General features: G+C 67.3%; 16 protein-coding genes and 2 pseudogenes. 8 read left to right on the top strand and 10 right to left on the bottom strand.

What is annotated here, in order from left to right; genetic code table 11:
* Positions 1-159: 159 nt before the first annotated feature.
* On the top strand, positions 160-1,788 hold the full coding sequence (locus ACEZDE_RS00090; protein WP_380530099.1) for a cellulose binding domain-containing protein: 1,629 nt from the start codon (positions 160-162) through the stop codon (positions 1,786-1,788).
* Between the two features lie 284 nt (positions 1,789-2,072).
* Here ACEZDE_RS00090 and ACEZDE_RS00085 read toward each other — a convergent pair whose 3' ends face one another.
* From ACEZDE_RS00085 to ACEZDE_RS00060, 6 genes and pseudogenes are all read right to left on the bottom strand, one after another.
* Positions 2,073-3,020, bottom strand: coding sequence for an MFS transporter (locus tag ACEZDE_RS00085; RefSeq protein ID WP_380530096.1), 948 nt, complete (start codon positions 3,018-3,020; stop codon positions 2,073-2,075).
* Positions 3,020-3,457 carry an MFS transporter gene (locus tag ACEZDE_RS00080; protein WP_380530093.1) on the bottom strand — a complete coding sequence of 146 codons (438 nt, stop codon included), beginning with the start codon at positions 3,455-3,457 and terminating at the stop codon, positions 3,020-3,022. Before ACEZDE_RS00080 ends, ACEZDE_RS00085 begins: the two co-directional genes overlap by 1 nt.
* A 56-nt stretch (positions 3,458-3,513) precedes the next feature.
* Positions 3,514-4,500 carry an aldo/keto reductase gene (locus ACEZDE_RS00075; RefSeq protein ID WP_380530090.1) on the bottom strand — a complete coding sequence of 329 codons (987 nt, stop codon included), beginning with the start codon at positions 4,498-4,500 and terminating at the stop codon, positions 3,514-3,516.
* A 102-nt stretch (positions 4,501-4,602) separates the two neighbouring features.
* Positions 4,603-5,624 (bottom strand): annotated as a pseudogene (locus tag ACEZDE_RS00070) (zinc-dependent alcohol dehydrogenase family protein).
* A gap of 118 nt (positions 5,625-5,742) precedes the next feature.
* The gene (locus tag ACEZDE_RS00065) at positions 5,743-6,147 is read right to left on the bottom strand and encodes a (R)-mandelonitrile lyase (RefSeq protein ID WP_380530087.1); all 405 of its coding nucleotides are present in this window, start codon (positions 6,145-6,147) and stop codon (positions 5,743-5,745) included.
* A gap of 42 nt (positions 6,148-6,189) precedes the next feature.
* The gene (locus ACEZDE_RS00060; RefSeq protein ID WP_380530085.1) at positions 6,190-6,513 is read right to left on the bottom strand and encodes a carboxymuconolactone decarboxylase family protein; all 324 of its coding nucleotides are present in this window, start codon (positions 6,511-6,513) and stop codon (positions 6,190-6,192) included.
* A 162-nt stretch (positions 6,514-6,675) separates the two neighbouring features.
* On the opposite strand from ACEZDE_RS00060, the gene ACEZDE_RS00055 reads away from it, so the two are divergent.
* From ACEZDE_RS00055 to ACEZDE_RS00045, 3 genes and pseudogenes are all read left to right on the top strand, one after another.
* Positions 6,676-7,578: a helix-turn-helix transcriptional regulator gene (locus ACEZDE_RS00055; protein WP_380530082.1), complete on the top strand. Its 903-nt coding sequence runs from the start codon at positions 6,676-6,678 to the stop codon at positions 7,576-7,578.
* A gap of 826 nt (positions 7,579-8,404) precedes the next feature.
* The gene (locus tag ACEZDE_RS00050; protein WP_380530079.1) at positions 8,405-9,673 is read left to right on the top strand and encodes an FG-GAP repeat domain-containing protein; all 1,269 of its coding nucleotides are present in this window, start codon (positions 8,405-8,407) and stop codon (positions 9,671-9,673) included.
* A gap of 178 nt (positions 9,674-9,851) precedes the next feature.
* A pseudogene (locus ACEZDE_RS00045) lies at positions 9,852-10,016 on the top strand (DUF255 domain-containing protein); the annotation flags it as partial.
* A gap of 428 nt (positions 10,017-10,444) precedes the next feature.
* Here ACEZDE_RS00045 and ACEZDE_RS00040 read toward each other — a convergent pair.
* The 4 genes from ACEZDE_RS00040 to ACEZDE_RS00025 are packed head-to-tail and all read right to left on the bottom strand — an operon-like array spanning position 10,445 to position 13,975.
* On the bottom strand, positions 10,445-10,666 hold the full coding sequence (locus ACEZDE_RS00040; protein WP_380530077.1) for a hypothetical protein: 222 nt from the start codon (positions 10,664-10,666) through the stop codon (positions 10,445-10,447).
* Positions 10,663-11,460: a hypothetical protein gene (locus ACEZDE_RS00035; RefSeq protein ID WP_380530074.1), complete on the bottom strand. Its 798-nt coding sequence runs from the start codon at positions 11,458-11,460 to the stop codon at positions 10,663-10,665. The genes ACEZDE_RS00040 and ACEZDE_RS00035 overlap by 4 nt, the downstream gene beginning before the upstream one ends.
* Positions 11,460-13,463 (bottom strand): hypothetical protein, encoded by a 2,004-nt coding sequence (locus tag ACEZDE_RS00030; RefSeq protein WP_380530072.1) that lies wholly within the window; start codon positions 13,461-13,463, stop codon positions 11,460-11,462. The genes ACEZDE_RS00035 and ACEZDE_RS00030 overlap by 1 nt, the downstream gene beginning before the upstream one ends.
* A gap of 59 nt (positions 13,464-13,522) precedes the next feature.
* Positions 13,523-13,975, bottom strand: a complete 453-nt coding sequence (locus ACEZDE_RS00025) for a hypothetical protein (RefSeq protein WP_380530069.1) — start codon at positions 13,973-13,975, stop codon at positions 13,523-13,525.
* Positions 13,976-14,609: 634 nt separating this feature from the next.
* On the opposite strand from ACEZDE_RS00025, the gene ACEZDE_RS00020 reads away from it, so the two are divergent.
* The 4 genes from ACEZDE_RS00020 (at position 14,610) to ACEZDE_RS00005 (ending at position 18,157) form a co-directional block, all read left to right on the top strand.
* Complete coding sequence (locus ACEZDE_RS00020) at positions 14,610-16,931, top strand: zinc-ribbon domain-containing protein (protein WP_380530067.1); 2,322 nt, start codon at positions 14,610-14,612, stop codon at positions 16,929-16,931.
* Between the two features lie 316 nt (positions 16,932-17,247).
* Positions 17,248-17,607, top strand: coding sequence for a hypothetical protein (locus ACEZDE_RS00015; RefSeq protein ID WP_380530064.1), 360 nt, complete (start codon positions 17,248-17,250; stop codon positions 17,605-17,607).
* Entirely contained in the window at positions 17,604-17,825 is a 222-nt protein-coding gene (locus ACEZDE_RS00010; protein WP_380530061.1) for a hypothetical protein, read from the top strand. The genes ACEZDE_RS00015 and ACEZDE_RS00010 overlap by 4 nt, the downstream gene beginning before the upstream one ends.
* A gap of 47 nt (positions 17,826-17,872) precedes the next feature.
* The gene (locus ACEZDE_RS00005; protein ID WP_380530059.1) at positions 17,873-18,157 is read left to right on the top strand and encodes a hypothetical protein; all 285 of its coding nucleotides are present in this window, start codon (positions 17,873-17,875) and stop codon (positions 18,155-18,157) included.
* Positions 18,158-18,220 lie beyond the last annotated feature (63 nt).

Genomic DNA, 18,220 nt, shown 5'->3' with positions numbered 1-18,220 from the left:
TTTCATGGCTACTTAACCGGTGAAGTACGGGCCGCCGCGACCGGCGAACGCTGCTGGCAGGGGACCGCCCGTCCTGTCCGGGAAGCCCCCGTCCATCCCCACCCCCCCACCCGGGAGAACTCCATGCTGCTCCACCGCAGGAGAGGGACCACCGCCGTCATGGCGGCCCTCGTCACGATCCTCGGCGCGCTCCTCGCATTCGCCGGCCCCGGCCGGGCCCACGCCGCAGCCACGGACTTCGTCCAGCGCTGCGGGATCCACTTCTGCGTCGACGGTCGGACGGCGTACTTCGCCGGCGCCAACTCCTACGACCTGTTCACCTACGGCAGCGGCTCGGGCGACACCGAGACCCAGTACATGGACAAGGCCGCCATCGACCAGCAGATGGCGAACATGGCCGCCGACGGCGTCACCGTCGTGCGCACGTGGATGTTCAACCACGAGAGCTGGCACGGGTTCGAGACCGCCAAGAACACCATGAACGAGCAGGAGTGGGCCGAGTTCGACTACATCCTCTACTCCGCCGCCCAGCACGGGCTGCGGGTGATCCCGACGCTGGAGAACTACTGGACCGCCTACGGCGGCGTGAACACCGTTCTCACCTGGGAGGGCACCTCCACCGGCAACTCGGGCAACTTCTTCAACCCGGCGACCTGCGCGGGCTGCCTCGCCGACTACGAGTACAACGTCAACTACGCCCTGAACCGGGTCAACCACTACACCGGCGTCGCCTATAGGAACGACCCGACCATCTTCGCCTGGGAACTCATGAACGAGCCGCGCTACCAGGACGTCTCCACCGCGGACAACACCGCCGGGACCGTCTTCCGGGCCTGGGAGGACAAGGTCGGCGCCTACATCAAGGGCATCGACCCGAATCACATGATCGACAACGGCGTCGAGGGCCAGGGCACCGGCTACGGCTACGGCAGCGACAACGGCGTCCCCTACAGCTACGAGTGCCAGTCCCCGTACATCGACTTCTGCACCGCCCACATCTACCCGACCGAGTCCTGGGCCAACCTGTCCGTCGGCGCCACCCAGACCCTGCTGAACGCCTACATCAACGACGCCCACAGCACGGTGGGCAAGCCCTTCTTCCTGGGCGAGTTCAACACCAGCGCCAGCACCCGGGCCACCTACTGGCCAGCCATCTACAGCACCCTGGAAGCGGGCAACGCGGACGCCGACGCCTTCTGGTGGTACGAGAACACCCAGAAGGACGGAACCTACGGCGTCCTGCACGGCGACCCCGTGCTGAGCGTGTTCGCCGCGCACTCCGCCGTCGACAAGGCCAGGAGCGGAACGGCGACCAGCGCTTCGCCCACCCCGAGCGCCTCCGCCACACCCACCCAGTCGGCCTCGCCGACTCCCACCGCCTCGGCCACCGCGAGCCAGTCCCCGACCTCGTCGCCGTCCAGCTCCGCCACGCCGACGTCCACGCCGTCGGCGACCTCCGCCGCGGGCCCCTGCAAGGTCACCTACGTCCTCTCTGACTGGGGCACCAGCTTCAACGGGAGCGTGACCATCACCAACACCGGAAGCACGCCCGTCAACGGATGGTCCCTGGTCTTCAGCTTCCCCGGCGCCCAGGCCATCACCAGCATCTGGAACGCCGACTACGTCCAGACCGGGAAGAAGGTCACCGCGACCAACCCGAGCAGCTACAACGTCAGCATCGCCCCCGGCGCCAACGTCAACTTCGGCTTCAGCGGCACCTCCACCCCCGGCACGAACGGCACCCCGTCCGGCTTCGCCCTGAACGGAACCCCCTGCACCACCGGATGACCCGTCACCAGGGAGGGCCCAGGCCGGCGTCCAGTCGGCCCGGGCCCGACCCGGCACCCGCGCCTGCCTCAGCGGTGACCGCAACTACTCCCGCACCCTCCGCGGGTTCCTCACGGTGCAACTCATCGTGGACGTCTACTGCTACTTCGCGAACAGCTGAAGCAGCAGCGCGGATTCCCGGCAAGTCTGGCGAGGCCTGGAGTTCGGCGGCCCGCGTCAGTGTTCAACCGGGGGCGTCGGTTGGCTGTCGGCCAGGCGTAGGCCCGCGGCGGCCGTCAGGGTGGTCAGGGCGGCGAGGGCCAGGCTGGTGCGGAGGCCGGGCAGGAGGTGTGCTGGTCGGCGATGAGGGCTCCGAAGACGGCGACGGACAGGGCGCCGCCGAGTTGGCGGCTGGTGTTGAAGACGCCGCTGGCGATGCCGGTCTGGTGCGCGGGCACGCTGTTGACCAGCAGCGCGGTGGTGGGCGGCATGGCCAGCGGGCCGCCCATGCCGACCGGGAGCATCAGCAGGGCGAGCGCCCAGGTCGGGGTGTGGGCCGGGGCCACCGCCAGCAGGGTCAGGCCAGTGGTCATCAGGAGCATGCCGGTGACGATCGGGACCCGGTGCCCGTAGCGTTCGGCGGCGCGGGCGAACAGGGGGTTGATGAACGCGGACAGCACGGTCATCGGGACGAACGCGAGGCCGGTCGCCAGCGGGGACAGGCCGCGTTGCTGCTGGAGGTAGATGCTGAAGACGAACACCATCCCGTAGCACGCGACCATGAACGCGAACCCGGTACTGCAGGCGACCATCACGGCGGGGCGGCGGAGAAGTCCCAGGGGCACCATCGGGTGGTCGGCGTGGATCTGGGCGCGGACGAAGACCACCGCCGCGCCGAGCGCCAGCAGCGCCGCCACCCACACCCGCGGTGCTGCCGGTCCGACGGAGCCGGCCTCGATGGCGGCGAAGGTCAGTGCTGCCATGGCCACGACCGCACTGATCCGGCCGGTGGCGTCAAAGGGCGTGCGGCGGCGCGGTGAGCGGGCGGTGAAGGCCAGCAGGGCGAGCGCGAGCGCGCCGACGGGCAGGTTGATGAAGAAGATGATGCGCCAGCTGACCAGGCTCGCCGCGCCGCCCGCGACGGGGCCGGCCGCGGAGGCGACCGCGCCGCCGACCGCCCACAGGGCCACGGCCCGCCCGCGCCTGACCGGGTCGGGATACGCCCCGCGGATCAGGGCCAGGCTGGTCGGCATCACCGCTGCGGCCCCTGCGCCCTGCCCTGCACCAGGCGCGCGGCGATGAGCACCGGGAGCGAGCCAGCCAGTCCGCAGGCAGCGGACGCCGCGACGAACACGGCCAGGCCCGGCGCGAAGGCCCGGCGCGCGCCGACGCGGTCCGACAGGGAGCCGGCCGACAGCAGCAGCGCCGCGAGCATCAGGGTGTAGCCGTCCAGGACCCATTGCAGGCCGACGATCCCGCCTCCGAGGTCGGCACGGATGCTCGGCAGGGCGACGTTGACGACCAGCGCGTCCAGGGTGATGACGAAGAACCCGAGCAGTGCCGCCGCGAGTGCGGCTCCCGGCCGTGCCGGCGGTGTGCCGGAGCCGAGGAGGGTGATCTTCGGTTCGAGGAGCGGCCCGATCGGCGGCTGCCAGCGCGAGTGCAGGCGGGGGTGGGGGTGCGGGTGCAAGTGCGGCCGGAGGTATGGGTGTGGCCAGAGGTACGGGTGCGGCGGCCGGGGGCGGTTCATCTGCCGACCAGGCCCATGTGGTGGGCGTTGTAGCGGTCGCCCTGGACGCCGAGGCGGGCCGCGGCCCGGTCGAGGTCGGCCTTCTCGTCGGCGGACAGGGCCACGCCGGTGGCGGCGGCGTTCTCCCGCACGCGGGAGAGTCGGCGGGTGCCGGGGATGGGCGCGATGGCCGGGTGCTGGGCCAGCAGCCAGGCCAGGGCGACCTGCCCTGGAGTGGCGTCCTTCGCCTGGGCCAGGGCGGCGACGTGGTCCACCAGGGCGCGGTTGGCGGCGCGGTTGGCCTCGCTGAAGCGGGGGATGGTGCTGCGCACGTCGCCGGCGGCAAACGTGGTGGTGGTGTCGACGGTGCCGGTGAGGAAGCCCTTGCCGAGGGGGCTGAACGGGACGAAGCCGATGCCCAGTTCGGCCAGGGTGGGCAGGACTTCGGGCTCGGGGTCGCGGGTCCACAGCGAGTACTCGCTCTGGACCGCGGTGACCGGGTGCACGGCGTGGGCGCGGCGAATCGTCCCTGCCGACGCTTCCGAGAGCCCGAAGTGACGGACCTTACCGGCGGCCACCAGCTCTCCGACGGCCCCGGCGACGTCCTCGATCGGGACGTCGGGGTCCACCCGGTGCTGGTAGAACAGGTCGATCACATCGGTGCGCAGCCTCCGCAGGGAGGCGTCGGCGACGCGCTTGATCTGCTCGGGCCGGCTGTCCAGGCCGACGGAGGTGCCGTCCTCGATGCGCCAGCCGAACTTGGTTGCGAGCACCACCTGGTCGCGGAGCGGAGCGACCGCCTCGCCCACCAACTCCTCGTTGACGTAGGGACCGTAGACCTCCGCGGTGTCGAAGAAAGTGACACCCCGTTCAACCGCACCGCGCAGTACGGCGATCATGTCGGCACGGTCGCCGGGGTTGGGGCCGTAGCTCTGGGACATGCCCATGCAGCCCATGCCGATGGCCGAGACCTCAAGCCCCTGGCCGAGAGTGCGCGTGTGCACGAGAGAACTCCTTGTTCCTTGTGTTCCTTGTCGCTGCGGCAACCGGGCAGGTGACGGCGTCGGGCGGCCGAGAGCGCCGACGGGGGACCGTGCAGGCCGGTTTCAGGGCCTGAGGAGGGCCTTGATGGCGCGGCGCTCGTCCATGGCCCGGTAGCCCTCGGCCACTTGGGACAGCGGCAGGTGCAGGTCGAAGACCTTGCCGGGGTTGATGCGACCGGCAAGAACCAGCTCGATCAGGTCGGGCAGGTACTGGCGTACGGGGGCGGGGCCGCCGCGCAGGCCGACGTGCGAGTAGAACAGCTCCGTGCCCTCGATCTCGACGCCGTGCGGCACGCCGACGAAGCCGACGTTGCCGCCGGGGCGGGTGGAGCGCAGCGCCTGCCGCATGGAGTTCGCGTCCCCGACGCACTCAAGGACGCGGTCCGCGCCGACGCCGCCGGTCATCTCCTTGATCGGGCCACGCCCTCCTCGCCGCGCTCGGCGACGATGTCGGTGGCGCCGAACTCCCGTGCCAGGTCCTGGCGGGACCGGTGCCGGGACATGGCGATGATCCGTTCCGCGCCCAGTTCCCTGGCGGCGATGACCGCGCACAGGCCCACCGCGCCGTCGCCGACCACGGCGACCGTGTCGCCGGGCCGCACCTGCGCGGCGACGGCCGCGTACCAGCCGGTGCCCATCACGTCGGAGCACGCCAACAGACTGGGGATCAGGTCATCGGCGGGCAGGCCCGGGGTGGCGACGAGGGTGCCGTCGGCCAGCGGGACGCGGATGCGTTCGGCCTGGCAGCCGCCGGCCCCGATGAACTCCCGGTGCAGGCAGCTGGTCTGGTAGCCGTTGCGGCAGTTCGCACAGGTGTTGTCGCTGGCGAAGAACGAACCGACGACGAACTGGCCGGGCCGGATGCCGGTGACGTCGCCGCCGACCTCCTCGACGATGCCGACGTACTCGTGTCCGAACGGGGTGGGCCCGTCGGTGGGGTTGATGCCGCGGTAGTTCCACAGGTCCGAGCCGCAGACGCAGGTGGCGACGGTGCGGATGACCGCGTCGGTGGGCTTGAGGATCGTCGGGTCGGGGCGCTCCTCGAAGCGCACGTCGCCGGGGGCGTAGAGGACGGTTCCGCGCATGGTGATGCCTTTCCTTCCGGGCTGGGACAAGCGGGCAGCGGGACAGCGGGGCTCCCGTCCGGCTTTTGGGCCCTGCGAGCGGGGAGCCGGGGGCTGAACAGGGTGGTGGGTACGGGGGTCAGGCGGCCCGGGTGCTCTGCCGCGGGCCGGTGTACTCGGCGTCGGTGACGTGGGCGAGCCAGTCGACCTCGTCGGTCTCCCACAGGGCGACGTGGACCATGAAGCGGTCGGGGGCGGCGCCGTGCCAGTGCTCCTCGCCCGGCGGGGTCCACACCACGTCGCCGGGGTGGGCTTCGAGGACGGCGCCGCCGCGGGACTGGATCAGCGCGATGCCCTCGACGATGTAGAGGGTCTGGCCCAGGCCGTGGGAGTGCCAGGCGGTCCGCGCGCCGGGAGCGAAGCGCACCGCGTTGGCGCGGGCCCGGGAGGGTTCCTCGCCGCGGTAGATCACATCGGCCCAGGCGTCGCCGGTGAACATCTTCTCCGGCAGCTTCAGCGTCGGCTGCTTGCTCAAAAGCTCCATGGTGCGGTTCTCCTAGCGCGGGTGCGGTGCGGTTACGGGCGGTCAGGACGCGGCGCGCGCGTCGGTGATCTCCTTCAGCTGGGTGATCGCGCTCATCGCGGTGGGCCATCCGGAGTAGAACGCCAGGTGCGTGATCGCCTCGGACAGTTCCTCCGCGCTCACCCCGTTGTCCAGCGCCAGGCTCAGGTGGTAGCCCAACTGCTCACCGCGGTACAGGGCGACCAGCGCGCTGACGGTCACCAGGCTCCGGTCCCGCGGGGAGAGCCCCGGGCGCTGCCACACGTCATCGAAAAGGACCTGGTTGCTGACCTCGATCAGCTTCGGCGCGATCCCGGCCAGCTCCTTCGGGGCGGACATCTTCGGCACGGCACATCTCCTCGGCTCATCAATTCCGGAATCGGTATCGGTCTCGGTCCCGACGCCCTCGATATCGAGGAAACCCCAGATCCCGGAGGTGGGGGAGGGCCTGCCCTTCCAGGTACTGACAGGACCCCCCGCCCGCGTGCGGTCCGTCCTAGCCTGGAAGGCGTGAGTACCGAGAGCGACATCCGCGAGTTCCTGGCCTCCCGCCGCGCCAAGGTCACCCCGCAGCAGGCCGGACTGCCCGCCTACGGCGGCAACCGGCGCGTGCCGGGCCTTCGCCGTGAGGAAGTCGCCCTGCTTGCCGGCGTCAGCATCGACTACTACGTGCGCCTGGAACGCGGCCACATCGCCGGAGCCTCCGAGGGAGTCCTCGACGCCGTCGCCCGTGCCCTGCAACTGGACGACGCCGAACGCGAGCACCTGCACGACCTGGCCCGCGCCGCCGCCAAACGCCCCGTCCGCAAGGCCCGGCGCCTCCGCGGACCGCTGCCGGACAGCGTGCTGCGGGTACTGCACTCCATGACTGACTCCCCGGCCTTCATCCGCAACGGCCGGCTCGACATCCTGGCCACCAACACCCTGGGCCGTGCCCTGTACGCGCCCCTGTTCGCCGACCCCACCGCCCGGACCACCAACATTGCCCGTGCCCAGTTCCTCACCCCCGCGGGGCGCGACTTCTTCCCCCAGTGGGAGACCTCCGTCAACACCACCGTCGCCCTGCTGCGCACCGAAGCGGGCCGCGCCCCGCACGACACCGAGCTGACCGGGCTGATCGGCGAACTCGTCACCCGCAGCGAGGAATTCCGTACCGTCTGGGCCAAGCACAATGTGCGCCTGCACTACACCGGACGAAAGTCCTTCCGCCACCCCGCCGTCGGCGAGATCACCCTCGACTTCGACGCCATGGAACTACCCGCCCAACCCGGCCTGACCCTCAGCGCCTACAGCGCCGCCCCCGGCACCCCCGACCACGACGCGCTCCAACTCCTCGCCTCCTGGGCAGCAACCAACGCCGCCGAAACGGACGAGCCCCTCCCCACCCCAAGCGAGTCCGACAACGCCACGTGATCTGTCCCCGGCCGCAGGCCCGACCCCGGGGCATCCGTGCTGGTAGCAACCGGTGTGCGGCAGTTTCACCCTGAGTGCCCCGGGGTGCCGCGGCGGCGCCGGTCTCCTTTCTCCTTCTGCCTTGACGGTGGGGTCATTCCTTCGGTAGGAAGACGGGCCTCTGCTTGGATAACACCGCAATGTTTTGCGAATTTAGAACAGAGAGAAACCCGCCGTGTATCTAGCTTCCGCGACCAGTAGCCAGGGCCACACTCTTCTGGCCATGGGCTTTATTGTGACCGTGGCAGGAATCGGCATGGCGATGCAGAATCGCCGGGCCCTGAGGGACGGACGGTCCTTGAGCCCCCATACCCCCTTCAGTGCGATCAAGCGGAAGATCCTGATGTGGTGCGGGGCCGTCTTCGCCGCGTGCGGATTGCTCTTCTGTTTCGTAGGAATAGTGCAGAGCTGATGGCGCAGTAATTTCTCTGCCGATGCCCCATGCACGCGCAATGTCCGCGCGCGTCCTCAAGGCGGAGTCACGGTCCTTGGCCAAGGCCCCCGGTGAGATCTCTCGGGCTGCGGTGGCAGGTTGGGCAACGCCGCGGCGTGGGGCCTGCCACCGATTCCGCCGCGGTTGCGGGCCGAGGAATCGGTGGTGTGCGACCTGGTCCGCTGCCTGGTACCGCAACGACCTCCTGGGGCGTTCCCAAACGGCCACCTGCCCGGTGACCAGTGCTGCCAGCTCCACCCCGCTGTCTGATGCAGCCTCGGTGATCAAAACGGTGGCTCTCTGTCAGTGCCGGCCCGTAGCCTCGCGGATGCGAACACCGACACCAGGGGGACCATGTTGCGCACCACTACGTCACGCCGCCTTACGTTTGCCACCGCGGTCACGGTCGCGGCCAGCTTCGCGCTGGCCTCGGCCGCACACGCCAGTGACACCCTGCCTGCACCGAGCGTCAGTTCCACCTACTTCCCCAGCGTCGGAGCGGGCGGCACCATCCCGCTCATGCGCACCCCCGGAACTGTGACGTTCACCGTGGGCGCGGGCACCACCGGGGATCCCGTCCGCTTCCAGTACGACCTCAACAGCGAACTGCCCAGCGTCGACGGCTCCACCCCCTCGCCGACCATGGCAGGCTCCGGATCCGGGTGGGTTCCGATCGCCGCGGACGGCACCGCGACCGTCACCCTGGACCCCACCGAGTGGGACAACTGGATCGACGTGCGCACCGAGAACGCGGATGGCCAAACCTCCCAGCCCACTCGCTACATGTTCTTCACGACGTGGAACGGACCTGACGCCCGCAGCGACCTCAACGGTGACAAGCTCCCCGACCTGGTCGCCACCGGCAAGGACGGCAAGCTCTACATCCTCTACGGCCGTGGCGGCGGCGCCCTGCAGCCAGCCACCACCTACGCCGACGCCGGAACCGACTGGGCCTCCACCCTCATCGCTCAGAACGGTGACCTGGCAGCCGGCGACGGCTTCCAGGACATCCTGCGCATCAGCCCCACGGGGTATGCCAGCACTGTGGTCAACAACGGCCTTGGCGACTTCAACCGCAGCTCCACGGGCTGGTACCGAAATGACGGCAACACGTGGGCGAGCGCCACTCAGATCGCGCTTCTGGGCCCGGACGCCGACAGTGCCGGATCCGGCGGCGGAACCCTACTCAGCGTGGAGAACGGGCAACTGCTCGACTGGCCGGGCACAGGCATGGGCATCCAGGGCACGTCCACCGTCATCGACCCCAGCTTCGGCACCGACGCCGCTCTGGTCGCCCCGGGCGACATGAACGGCGATGGCCACGGCGACTTCCTGGTGCGCCAGGCCAACAACGGCAAGCTGTTCCTGGCGCCCAGCAACGCGGACGGCAGCTTCGGCGGCCCGAGCACCTGGAAGGAAATCGGCAAGCACTTCAAGGCCTCCGACTATCCGCTGCTGACCTCGCTCGGGGACGTCAACGGCGACGGACTGCCCGACCTGTACGCCGTCACCAGGGCCGGCACCCTCGTACTGTTCCCCGGCACCGCGACCGGCGGCTTCGGTCCCGCGCAGTCCATCGCCACCTCAGGGATCGACTGGAGCCAGATCACCGCGATTGCCTGAAAACCCGGCCTGACGCTTGACGGTGGGCCGCGCTCCACAAGAGCGCGGCCCACCGCGGCCACCCGCCCGCCCTGCGGCCTCGGTTCCAGCGGGCCGTTGGAGGTACGCAGTGGGCGCGCGGGGGCAGGGATCGCGTGCTTCGCCGCCGGGGTGGGGGTGGCGTGAGAAGCTGGGCCGCATGAACCGGCTGGCTGGTGTGACCTCGCCTTATCTGCTTCAGCACGCTGACAACCCGGTCGACTGGTGGCCCTGGGCGCCGGAGGCCTTCAACGAGGCGCGGCGGCGGGACGTGCCGGTGCTGCTCTCCGTCGGCTACGCGGCGTGCCACTGGTGCCAGTGTATGCGCAGAAGCAAGAGCCTCTGACCTGGTGTGATGTCGGGAGGTTGCATCATGGGCACCAGCAGCGACGACCGAAAGGCGCAGGAGGACGGGCTGATCGGCGCCTGGGGGGAGGAGCGGATCGCCCTCTCGCCCACCTGGTCCGCGGAGAAGTGGGCGAGCATCCTCGCTCTCCTTGGAGCCCGGGGGGCGAACTGGGTCACTCTGCGGCCGATAGGGGCTGCGTGGGGCCACGACGCTGTCCCGCTGATCTCGCGCTCCGGGGCGTTCGCGCCGAGGATGGCGCGGACGCTTGGCCGTTGCCCACTGACACGCTCATTGGCCGGTGGATCCGGGGGCAGCCGGTCGACCTTTGGGCAGTGTGACATGCAATGCAGATGTCATGTGCATCGAGGTGATCATGAGCGGTCTCCCTGACCGAGCCCCCGAGTTCAATCAGAGTGACGTCTGCTCTCATTGACGCCGGTGATCACGGTCGGGTTGGAGGGGGGTTGGTGCCCGTGGTCGCGGAATTCGATTTCGTCGGGGCAGAGGAGGACGCGGCTTCTGCGCCAGGCCGCGTCGAAGTCACGGTTCTCTTTGCGGCGGGACATGTGCCATGCCTGCCAACTAGTTCGCGGGGCCAGGAGCCAGCGTTTGATCTCGATGCTCATAATCGAGATCCCGGCTGCTTGGAGACCACTGGGCCTCCTGCGACTTGATCTTGAGCGCGGGATGACTGGGCAAGGGTCTCGACGGCTTGCGCGTGTTCGTTCTGTTTGACGGCTCGCATGGCTGAAGCCAAGACCGTCAGCATTAACTGCTTCTGGTCATGGCGTTCGAAACTTCCTAGGAACGAGCGGAGGATTTCTGTCACCTGGTACTCGATTGGCTCGTCGGGGCCGCTGCGTAGGGTCGCGAAAACGGCAGCTGTGGCCTTGAGCGCCCCCATGTCAGAGAGAGCACCGGATAGGTCACCTCCTTCCGATACTCGACTGGCTAGCAGTACCGCAGGATCAGCCAGCGCTGCTGCCTTTGCCCGCGCGTGCTGAAGAAAGACGAGATCTTGGATGGTCTGGTGCTGCTGGGCTTCGGCTATTGTTTGTAACGCCGATCGGGCGCCTTCGTCGAGACCGAGGCGCACACTGCCTTGGACCGACTCGGTCGGTGCTCCTAACAGGAGCCGGGGACGTCCCAGATACTCGTCACACATTTCTCGGGCGCCGGGCAGGTCGGTTGGGTCAAGCCGGCTGGCGATCTCGCAAGTAGCCGCACGCAGCGTGGTCCTGACCAGGTGCGCCAGTTCCGGGACCGTCCGGGTCGGGAGGTATTCGGGGTACACGGTCGCGGTGATGGTTGCGGTGAAGCGGATCCCGGGAAGGCGGGTGGGCAGTACTGCGGGGAACGCCGTGACCTCCCGCCTCAGGACACGGCGCTGGGTACGGCTGAACTTTGCGGTGCCGGCCATCAGGGCTGCGCTCCCTCGGACGTGCCGCTCGTGTCTGCGGGTGCGAACCCTTGTCGTTCCAGAATCCGGTGGCGCATGGCGATCACAGCCGGCGGGTAGCCGACGCCTTCCTTGCCCATCAGGAAGGACGACATCGGACCGGTGAACAGGTGATCGGTGACGACCTGGTGCAGCACATTCACCACGGTCTCGCTCGCCACGTACCCGTCGGCCACTGCCTGGGCCCATGCGGCGAGGACCTTCTCGCACTGGTCTTCCAGCTCGGGGTCCGACAGCACGCGGCTCCACGCGGTGATCAGCTCGTCAACGACCCTCGGGTCCTGCTCGGCGTCGGTGATCAAGACCCGCAGGACGCCGGGGGCTGCTTTGGGATCTACCAGGGACAGGAACGCCCGCCGTCCGGCTCGGAAGCCTGACACGTTGGTCCAGTTTACGACGCTGGACCACACGTCGGGCAGCAGGGCGCTGTCTGCGGCCATCTTGAGCAGGGCGCGTTCGGCCTCCTGTACCGCTGAGTCGTTCTGGTGCCGGTCCAGAACCCACCGTAACCGCACCAGCGCCTGCTTGGGGTACTGCTTTGCGAACGGCTCCTGGCAGACCAGGGCAGCGACCTCCGCCACGCTGCAGTCCTCGCTCATCGCCCAGCGGTCGCGCAACTGCTCTCTCACCTTTGCGCCGAACACCGGCTGCTGTGCTGCGGTAGCGAGCATTCTCGCCGCCACCGGGCCCCGAGCGAGCGGGGCCAGATCGGACCGGGCCACGGACTGGTGGCTCGGCAGGATGCTGGTGTCGTTCTGGCTGATCGCGAGACCTGCCAGCAGGTCTGCGATCTGTTCGCGGCAGTCGGCGCCTACGCTCCCGTGGGCGGTGATCTTTCCGATCCAGCGTGTGAGGTGTGACTGGACGTCGGAGAGCTGTGTCCATACGTGTCGCAGCACCGCGGGACCGAACCCGGGCAGGTGGCGGAAAGTGACGACACCGTCGACGACCTCTGCGCCCACGGACTGCAGGCGGCTGGCGAGGTCCATGCCGGACAGCACCCGGCGGACATCCGTTTCCGGGGTTTCGTCCAGCAAGATCCTGGCGGCTCTCTGCACCTGGGAGGGAGAACAGCCCTCCAGGAAGACTGCAGCTAGCAGGAGTGCCCGGTCGTCGGGGTTGTCCCGGGTGTCGTCGAACACCTCCTTGATGCGGCCGAGCCACTGGTTGAAGGTGCCTACCGCGATTGCCACCGAACTCTCCGAGCGGTCGGTGACTCCGAGCAGCCGTGCCAGTTCAGCGGCATCAGACGGGTGCATCCCCTCCTTGACCAAGTGGGCCAAGCCCACCTGGCCCGGAGCGGCGTCGGTTGCAGGGTCCAGCCGCTGGGCCAGGTCGCTCCGGCGGTACAGAACCGAGAGGTGAGCCCTGCACAGCAGTCGAGGTGAGGGACGTGCTGCCCGGACCAGAAAGTCGGCCGGCTCCCCAGCGGCCGGCCAGCCGTCCTTGTCGACGATCAGGATCAGACAGGAGCGCATCCCCGCGAGCTTCTTCCCGTGATCGACCAGATCCTTGGCGAGGGCACTGCGTCTGTGCCACCCGCTGATCTCGGGAGAGACGTCGAGCACGTAGCCGAAGTTCTCCTGCAGCGGCAGCAGTTCCGTGTCCGGAGGATCCCAGTCGGGAACCAGTTGCTCAAGGTGCATCTCCTTATCGGGATCGGCACGGTGCCGCTCTTCGGCAATCATGGCCAGGGCCTTGACCGCCGCAGCGGTCCTGCCCGTCCCCGCTGCACCGGACACGACCGCCAGACCGTGGCCTTGTACGGCGATCAGATCGCGTATCCGCGCGGGTACGGTGATGGCTGTGCCGTCTGGAGCGACCTTCGCCCAGGCCAGCCGTGCCGCTTGCAGGTAGAAGTCGTCGATTGGACGCGCTGGGAGCAACCGGCGCTGGTGCAGATGGACGGTGACGTTCCCGCCCCCTTGCGCAACCACGGAGTTGTGGTTGTTGTTGGCCTGCATGACCCCCGTGGGAAGCAGTACAGCCGACTTGCGCAGGCTGACCAGGGGGCGATCCGCGATCAGCTTGACCGCCGCGGCGTATTGTAGTTGATGCCGCCGGATCCAGCGTCGATATTGCCCCGGGCCTGCAGGACAACGCTTCCGGTGTTGAACTTCGCCACGATGGAGCTGGCCTCCTCTCTTGCCTCGGCGGCGGCGCCGGTCTGGGTCAGCAGGGCGCGCAGTTCATCCGCTGCTTCCGGGAACCGCTGGAGGTACCCGGCCACCTGGATCAACCACTGCTGGCCGAGGGCTTCATGCGCCGCAGTGCGCACGTCGGCGTCTTCGGACGACAGCGGCTCATGCGCACGATCCAAGATGGCCAACTGCCGCTCCCTGGACTCCTCGCCATCACGACGGAAGAAGTGCGCCACGGCGCCCCGCAGGCCCTGCCAGCTGGTCCTGGTAGCCTCGGCCACCAGGATGCTGGACGCCTCGGCAGCCAACGCCATCACGTCGAACTCGACACTCATGCATCCCCCTCCACGCGCCCCCCGTGGGCACCGCACACCCAGAGTGCGGACACTGAGTAATTGATCACAAGCAGAACGTGTCATGAAGGCCGAAAGCTACCTTCTCCGGGACGCCACCACGACGCCGCGGTAGTGCTCGTTTTCGAATGCGCGGCCTCTGGGCGAGCGTGGTTCAACTGGAAGGCCACCGCTTCGGTGGAGGGAGGCGTGTTCGAATCGGACTGGGGATGGCCAGCGTTCCGTGTTGCTGCTATTTGGCGTGAACATGCGTCAGGCCGTCGATACAGCGGTCAGCCGGATGCTGGCTGGTCGGGAGGCTGAGGCCAATCATCCGCATCCTTGACCGGTGAACTTGCAAACTGCGGAAGGTGGTGCCTACGGGCTCCGTACATGAATCTGGTTGACCGCATTCCGGATCGTGCCCCCATGACGTGGTGTAAGGGATCATGGCGCTCCGGCACCAGCCTCGGTCCGGTGGTGTTCTCGGGTGGCAGAAGTAGCCGGGCGATCCAGGTGCGCTGGCCAGGAGGCCGGAAAGGCCAAGCCCGCCGTCGCGCCTGTGCAGCACAGCTCTTGTCAGACCTCGATGGCAGACTGCCCCCGCTGAGTCCGCAGCGCAGGGAGCGAGAGGGGCATGGCCAAACAGATGAGGAACGGGGACGAGGGACATGCGCCAGGAGCGATGGATTTGGCTCCGCAGCTACTCGAACAGCTTGCCCGAGAAGCTATCGAAGTCGTAGGTCGACCCAACCTCATCCCCGCGCAGCTGAAACCACACAGCAACCTGCCTGTCCGTTGGCAATGCGTCGGGTGCGGGCACGAGTGGAACGCCACTGCGGCCAGCCGGACTGCTGGCCGTGGATGCCCGGAATGCGCATGGGAGAAGCGTGCTACGTCGCGCGCCACAGCACCTCCTGGTGAGTCTCTCGCGGAACTCTTTCCCGCTATCGCGGCGGAATTCATTGAGAATCTGGACCGACCAGATTTTTCCCCGGCAAAGCTCCGACCTGGATCAACCCAACGCTGCCGTTGGAGATGTTCGTCGTGCAACAATATCTGGATTGCGCCCCCCGCTAGGCGCAGGGTGAGCGGCTGCCCAGTGTGTGCAAATGCAGCTCGCAGTGCCGCACACTATCGCCTTCGCTTGAACCAGAGAAGCGCAGCCGACGCATGGCCGCACCTCCAGGTCGAATTCATTGCCAATGTAACTCTGCCAGGGAGAACTCTTAGCACTCTCGCCGAAAACTCCACATGCCGCTGCCGATGGCGCTGCTCTACATGTACGCACGAATGGCAATCGACAATTGTAAGCAGGGGTCGAAGTGGATCTGGTTGCCCGGCTTGCGCGCCAGCCAAAATTAGCAAGACCAGGCGCACGCCCAAGCCGGGAAGATCTCTTGCTGATGTTCGCCCGGACCTTGCGCAACAATTTGTCGAAAACCTGAAAATGCGTGCTAGGACTCCCGCTATAATTAATCCAGGGACTAACGACCCATGCCGTTGGCGTTGTCCACGCGGGCACGAATGGGTGACCACTGTCGCATCCCGTTTCTCTGGGGCCGGCTGTGCACGGTGCGGCTCTGCGGGAAAATCTCGGTTTGAGTTTGAAGTCGCGGAACTCATTGCCATCGCCACGGGCCTCCTGGTCGAAGTTGACGCACTGCCTCCTGTTCAGGCGGGACGACAGCCCCGAGTGGACCTGCACATTCCAAGTGTCGATCTGTGGGTTGACCTTGATCCCAAGAAATGGCATCAGGATACAGAAAGAGATCTGAGAAAGTCCGTCAAGCTCTCGCACTTGAATTACGTGCGTATTCGCGAGGCCAGCCTTCCGCCGTTGCCTGGGACCATTCTCTGCGCAGCGAGTGACGATCCCTGGAAGTGGGCCTCTTTGCTGCGGGGGCTGCTCGTAGCAAAGGGCTGCTCCTGGCGCCTGCCACGCGAATCGGAGCGCAACGCCGCTCTTGCCAGAGCTGCACAGAGGTGGGCCAACCTGACTGGAGGTAAACCGAGCCCATCCGCTCTCGATGCTGCACCTCGGTTGGCGGACGAGTTCGTGGAAAATACAACGCGCCCCGGCGTCGGGTTGGCGTGGCTCCCGCCGGCCGCGAAAGATCGGTGTCTATGGAAATGCTCCGAGTGCGGCCATGAGTGGCGATCTTCAGTGACATCGCGGGCGTTCCTTGGATCAAACTGCCCCAATTGTTCGAGAATTCGACAAAAGGTGGACGCTCGAATTCGTGCCATGGCTGACGATGATGACTCCTTTGCTCGCTCGGCGCCCGATCTCGTGCCCGAATTCCTGGAGTGTCTGGATGATCCTAGTTTTACCCCCCAGATTCTACGGCCGTCATCAAATAAGCGATGCAGATGGAAATGCCGAACCTGCGAACACACATGGGTGGCATCCCCAGCGGCGCGCACCAGTGGCCGAGGATGCCGACGGTGCGGTGCAGAACGAACCCGACTCAGCCGAACGCTTGCGGAGGCCGGCTCCTCCCTGGCGGATCTCTTCCCCAAGATCAGTGCAGAGTTCGTGGAGTGCCTGGTTGAGGAGAGAACGCCAAATGACCTACTGCCGATGTCCAACAAGCGATGCCGCTGGAGATGTCTTTCTTGCTCCTCGGAGTGGGCTACGACCGTAGCCTCAAGAGTTGGTGGAACAGGATGTCCTGCGTGCGGTCGTCTCTCATCAGGTAGCGGCCGAGCAAGGGCTAAGAATGGTGAATCGCTCATGGAGCTGTTTCCCATAATCGCCAGCGAGTTTGAGGAGAATCTCACTCGCCCGGGGAGTGGGCCAGATATTGTACGCAGAGCAAGCCACGATCGAGTTCGATGGCGCTGCGGAGTCTGCCATCTCCGATGGGAGACCTCCGTCAAGAATCGGACGCGTGGAGGTACGGGTTGTCCAGCCTGTGCAAGACGGTCGGGTGCTCGTGAGAAGGGTCGCAGCTAATGGAGCGCACGCGCCTCCACGGAGCGGTTCCCTCCCAGGACGGTCCCTGGCGGCGTGCGCCCTCCACTGACATTGCCGCCGAGCCTGCAGGATCACGGTGACGGGGTCGCCTACGGGGGCGAGGATGAGGCTGGTTCGGTGATGGAGCCGCTGAGGGTCGGGGCGGCGTTCTGAAGTCTTCGTAAGCGGGCCTTGGCCAGTGTGGCGAGGCCGTCGATGTGATGCGGCCCGAAGAAGGCGTGGTGTCGCCCGAATCGGGGGCGCAGCGAGCTGACCGCGTTGTAGCGTGGTACTGGCCCAACTGCACGGAGGACACGTGACCGCACAGCCGGAGCACCAGAATGCCGAAGCGCTGATCCCGCGCCCGGAACGGACCATTACTACTGCCCTCAAGGCTGCTCTTGCGGTCGTGGCTCCGGACCGTCTGCTGGAGATGCAGACCGAGCAGGCTGAAGCGATCACCAAGGCTATCGACGCCGACGCCCTTGATCCCCTCCGGGGATTCCTCCTGCGGTGGGCTGTCGTGGTAGAGGTCGAACGGCATCAGGAGACTGCCTCCAAACTCCGTCGAGTCGAGTACCTCATGCAGGTGGCGGAGGATCCTGCTGACTCCCGAGGCCACGCCCTCGCCGCGGCCGAGATTCTCCGAGCCGCATATCGGGTGCTGGGCGCATGACGTGGTCCTGGAAGTACCTCCCCAGCGAGGAATACGTGATTGGCGGTGCGCCACCGGCCTTCGTCGCTGAAGTCGAGAAGAAGGCCGACGAGTTGGTGCGAGCTGCGGAGGTCCTTTACCTCGACGGGGCCTCGTACCGGGGCGAGAACCCCAAGAGCAAGACTGCCGATCTCCCCGGCGGCATGTTCGAGTACCTGACCCAGGTCACGTACCTGTAGGCCATGATGGCGGCCATTGCGAGGACAGCGAGCTGGGTGGCGACGACATGATGATCGACTATAACGTCAGAGACGATTGGCCCGCTGGCACACCGGAATGGCTGAAGTCCCTCGTCTCCGCTCTTGACCGCCGCCACGGCAGAAGCAACGTCTTGCCGCTGACCGTTGTCGTGGTGGAGGTCATGGAGTGGTTGGCGCTCGCCAGTGGTGTCGACGCCTGGAAGAACTCCGCCAATCGAATGTCGCTGCGCTACGACCTCGACGAGTCCGTAGAGCTCGTAACACGATCTTGTGGGGCGGTGCAGATCGGCCGTAACCGGTATGACGATTGAGCCGTTCGTGATGGTGTGAGCGTCAAGCCGTGGGTCGTGGACGATGATTTGTGGGCGGTGGTC

This window comes from Streptacidiphilus cavernicola (assembly GCF_042510955.1).
GTDB lineage: Bacteria > Actinomycetota > Actinomycetes > Streptomycetales > Streptomycetaceae > Streptacidiphilus > Streptacidiphilus cavernicola.
This window is presented reverse-complemented; position numbering and strand designations above follow the sequence as displayed.

Excerpts from the sequence above, each read along its gene's own strand:
- ACEZDE_RS00085 (WP_380530096.1), bottom strand. The coding sequence starts at position 3,020 with ATGCCGACCAGCCTGGCCCTGATCCGCGGGGCGTATCCCGACCCGGTC.
- ACEZDE_RS00030 (WP_380530072.1), bottom strand. The coding sequence starts at position 13,463 with ATGCAGGCCAACAACAACCACAACTCCGTGGTTGCGCAAGGGGGCGGG.
- ACEZDE_RS00025 (WP_380530069.1), bottom strand. The coding sequence starts at position 13,975 with ATGAGTGTCGAGTTCGACGTGATGGCGTTGGCTGCCGAGGCGTCCAGC.
- ACEZDE_RS00050 (WP_380530079.1), top strand. The coding sequence starts at position 8,405 with ATGTTGCGCACCACTACGTCACGCCGCCTTACGTTTGCCACCGCGGTC.
- ACEZDE_RS00040 (WP_380530077.1), bottom strand. The coding sequence starts at position 10,666 with ATGAGCATCGAGATCAAACGCTGGCTCCTGGCCCCGCGAACTAGTTGG.
- ACEZDE_RS00010 (WP_380530061.1), top strand. The coding sequence starts at position 17,604 with ATGACGTGGTCCTGGAAGTACCTCCCCAGCGAGGAATACGTGATTGGC.
- ACEZDE_RS00020 (WP_380530067.1), top strand. The coding sequence starts at position 14,610 with ATGGCCAAACAGATGAGGAACGGGGACGAGGGACATGCGCCAGGAGCG.
- ACEZDE_RS00005 (WP_380530059.1), top strand. The coding sequence starts at position 17,873 with ATGATGATCGACTATAACGTCAGAGACGATTGGCCCGCTGGCACACCG.
- ACEZDE_RS00090 (WP_380530099.1), top strand. The coding sequence starts at position 160 with ATGGCGGCCCTCGTCACGATCCTCGGCGCGCTCCTCGCATTCGCCGGC.
- ACEZDE_RS00035 (WP_380530074.1), bottom strand. The coding sequence starts at position 11,460 with ATGGCCGGCACCGCAAAGTTCAGCCGTACCCAGCGCCGTGTCCTGAGG.
- ACEZDE_RS00065 (WP_380530087.1), bottom strand. The coding sequence starts at position 6,147 with ATGGAGCTTTTGAGCAAGCAGCCGACGCTGAAGCTGCCGGAGAAGATG.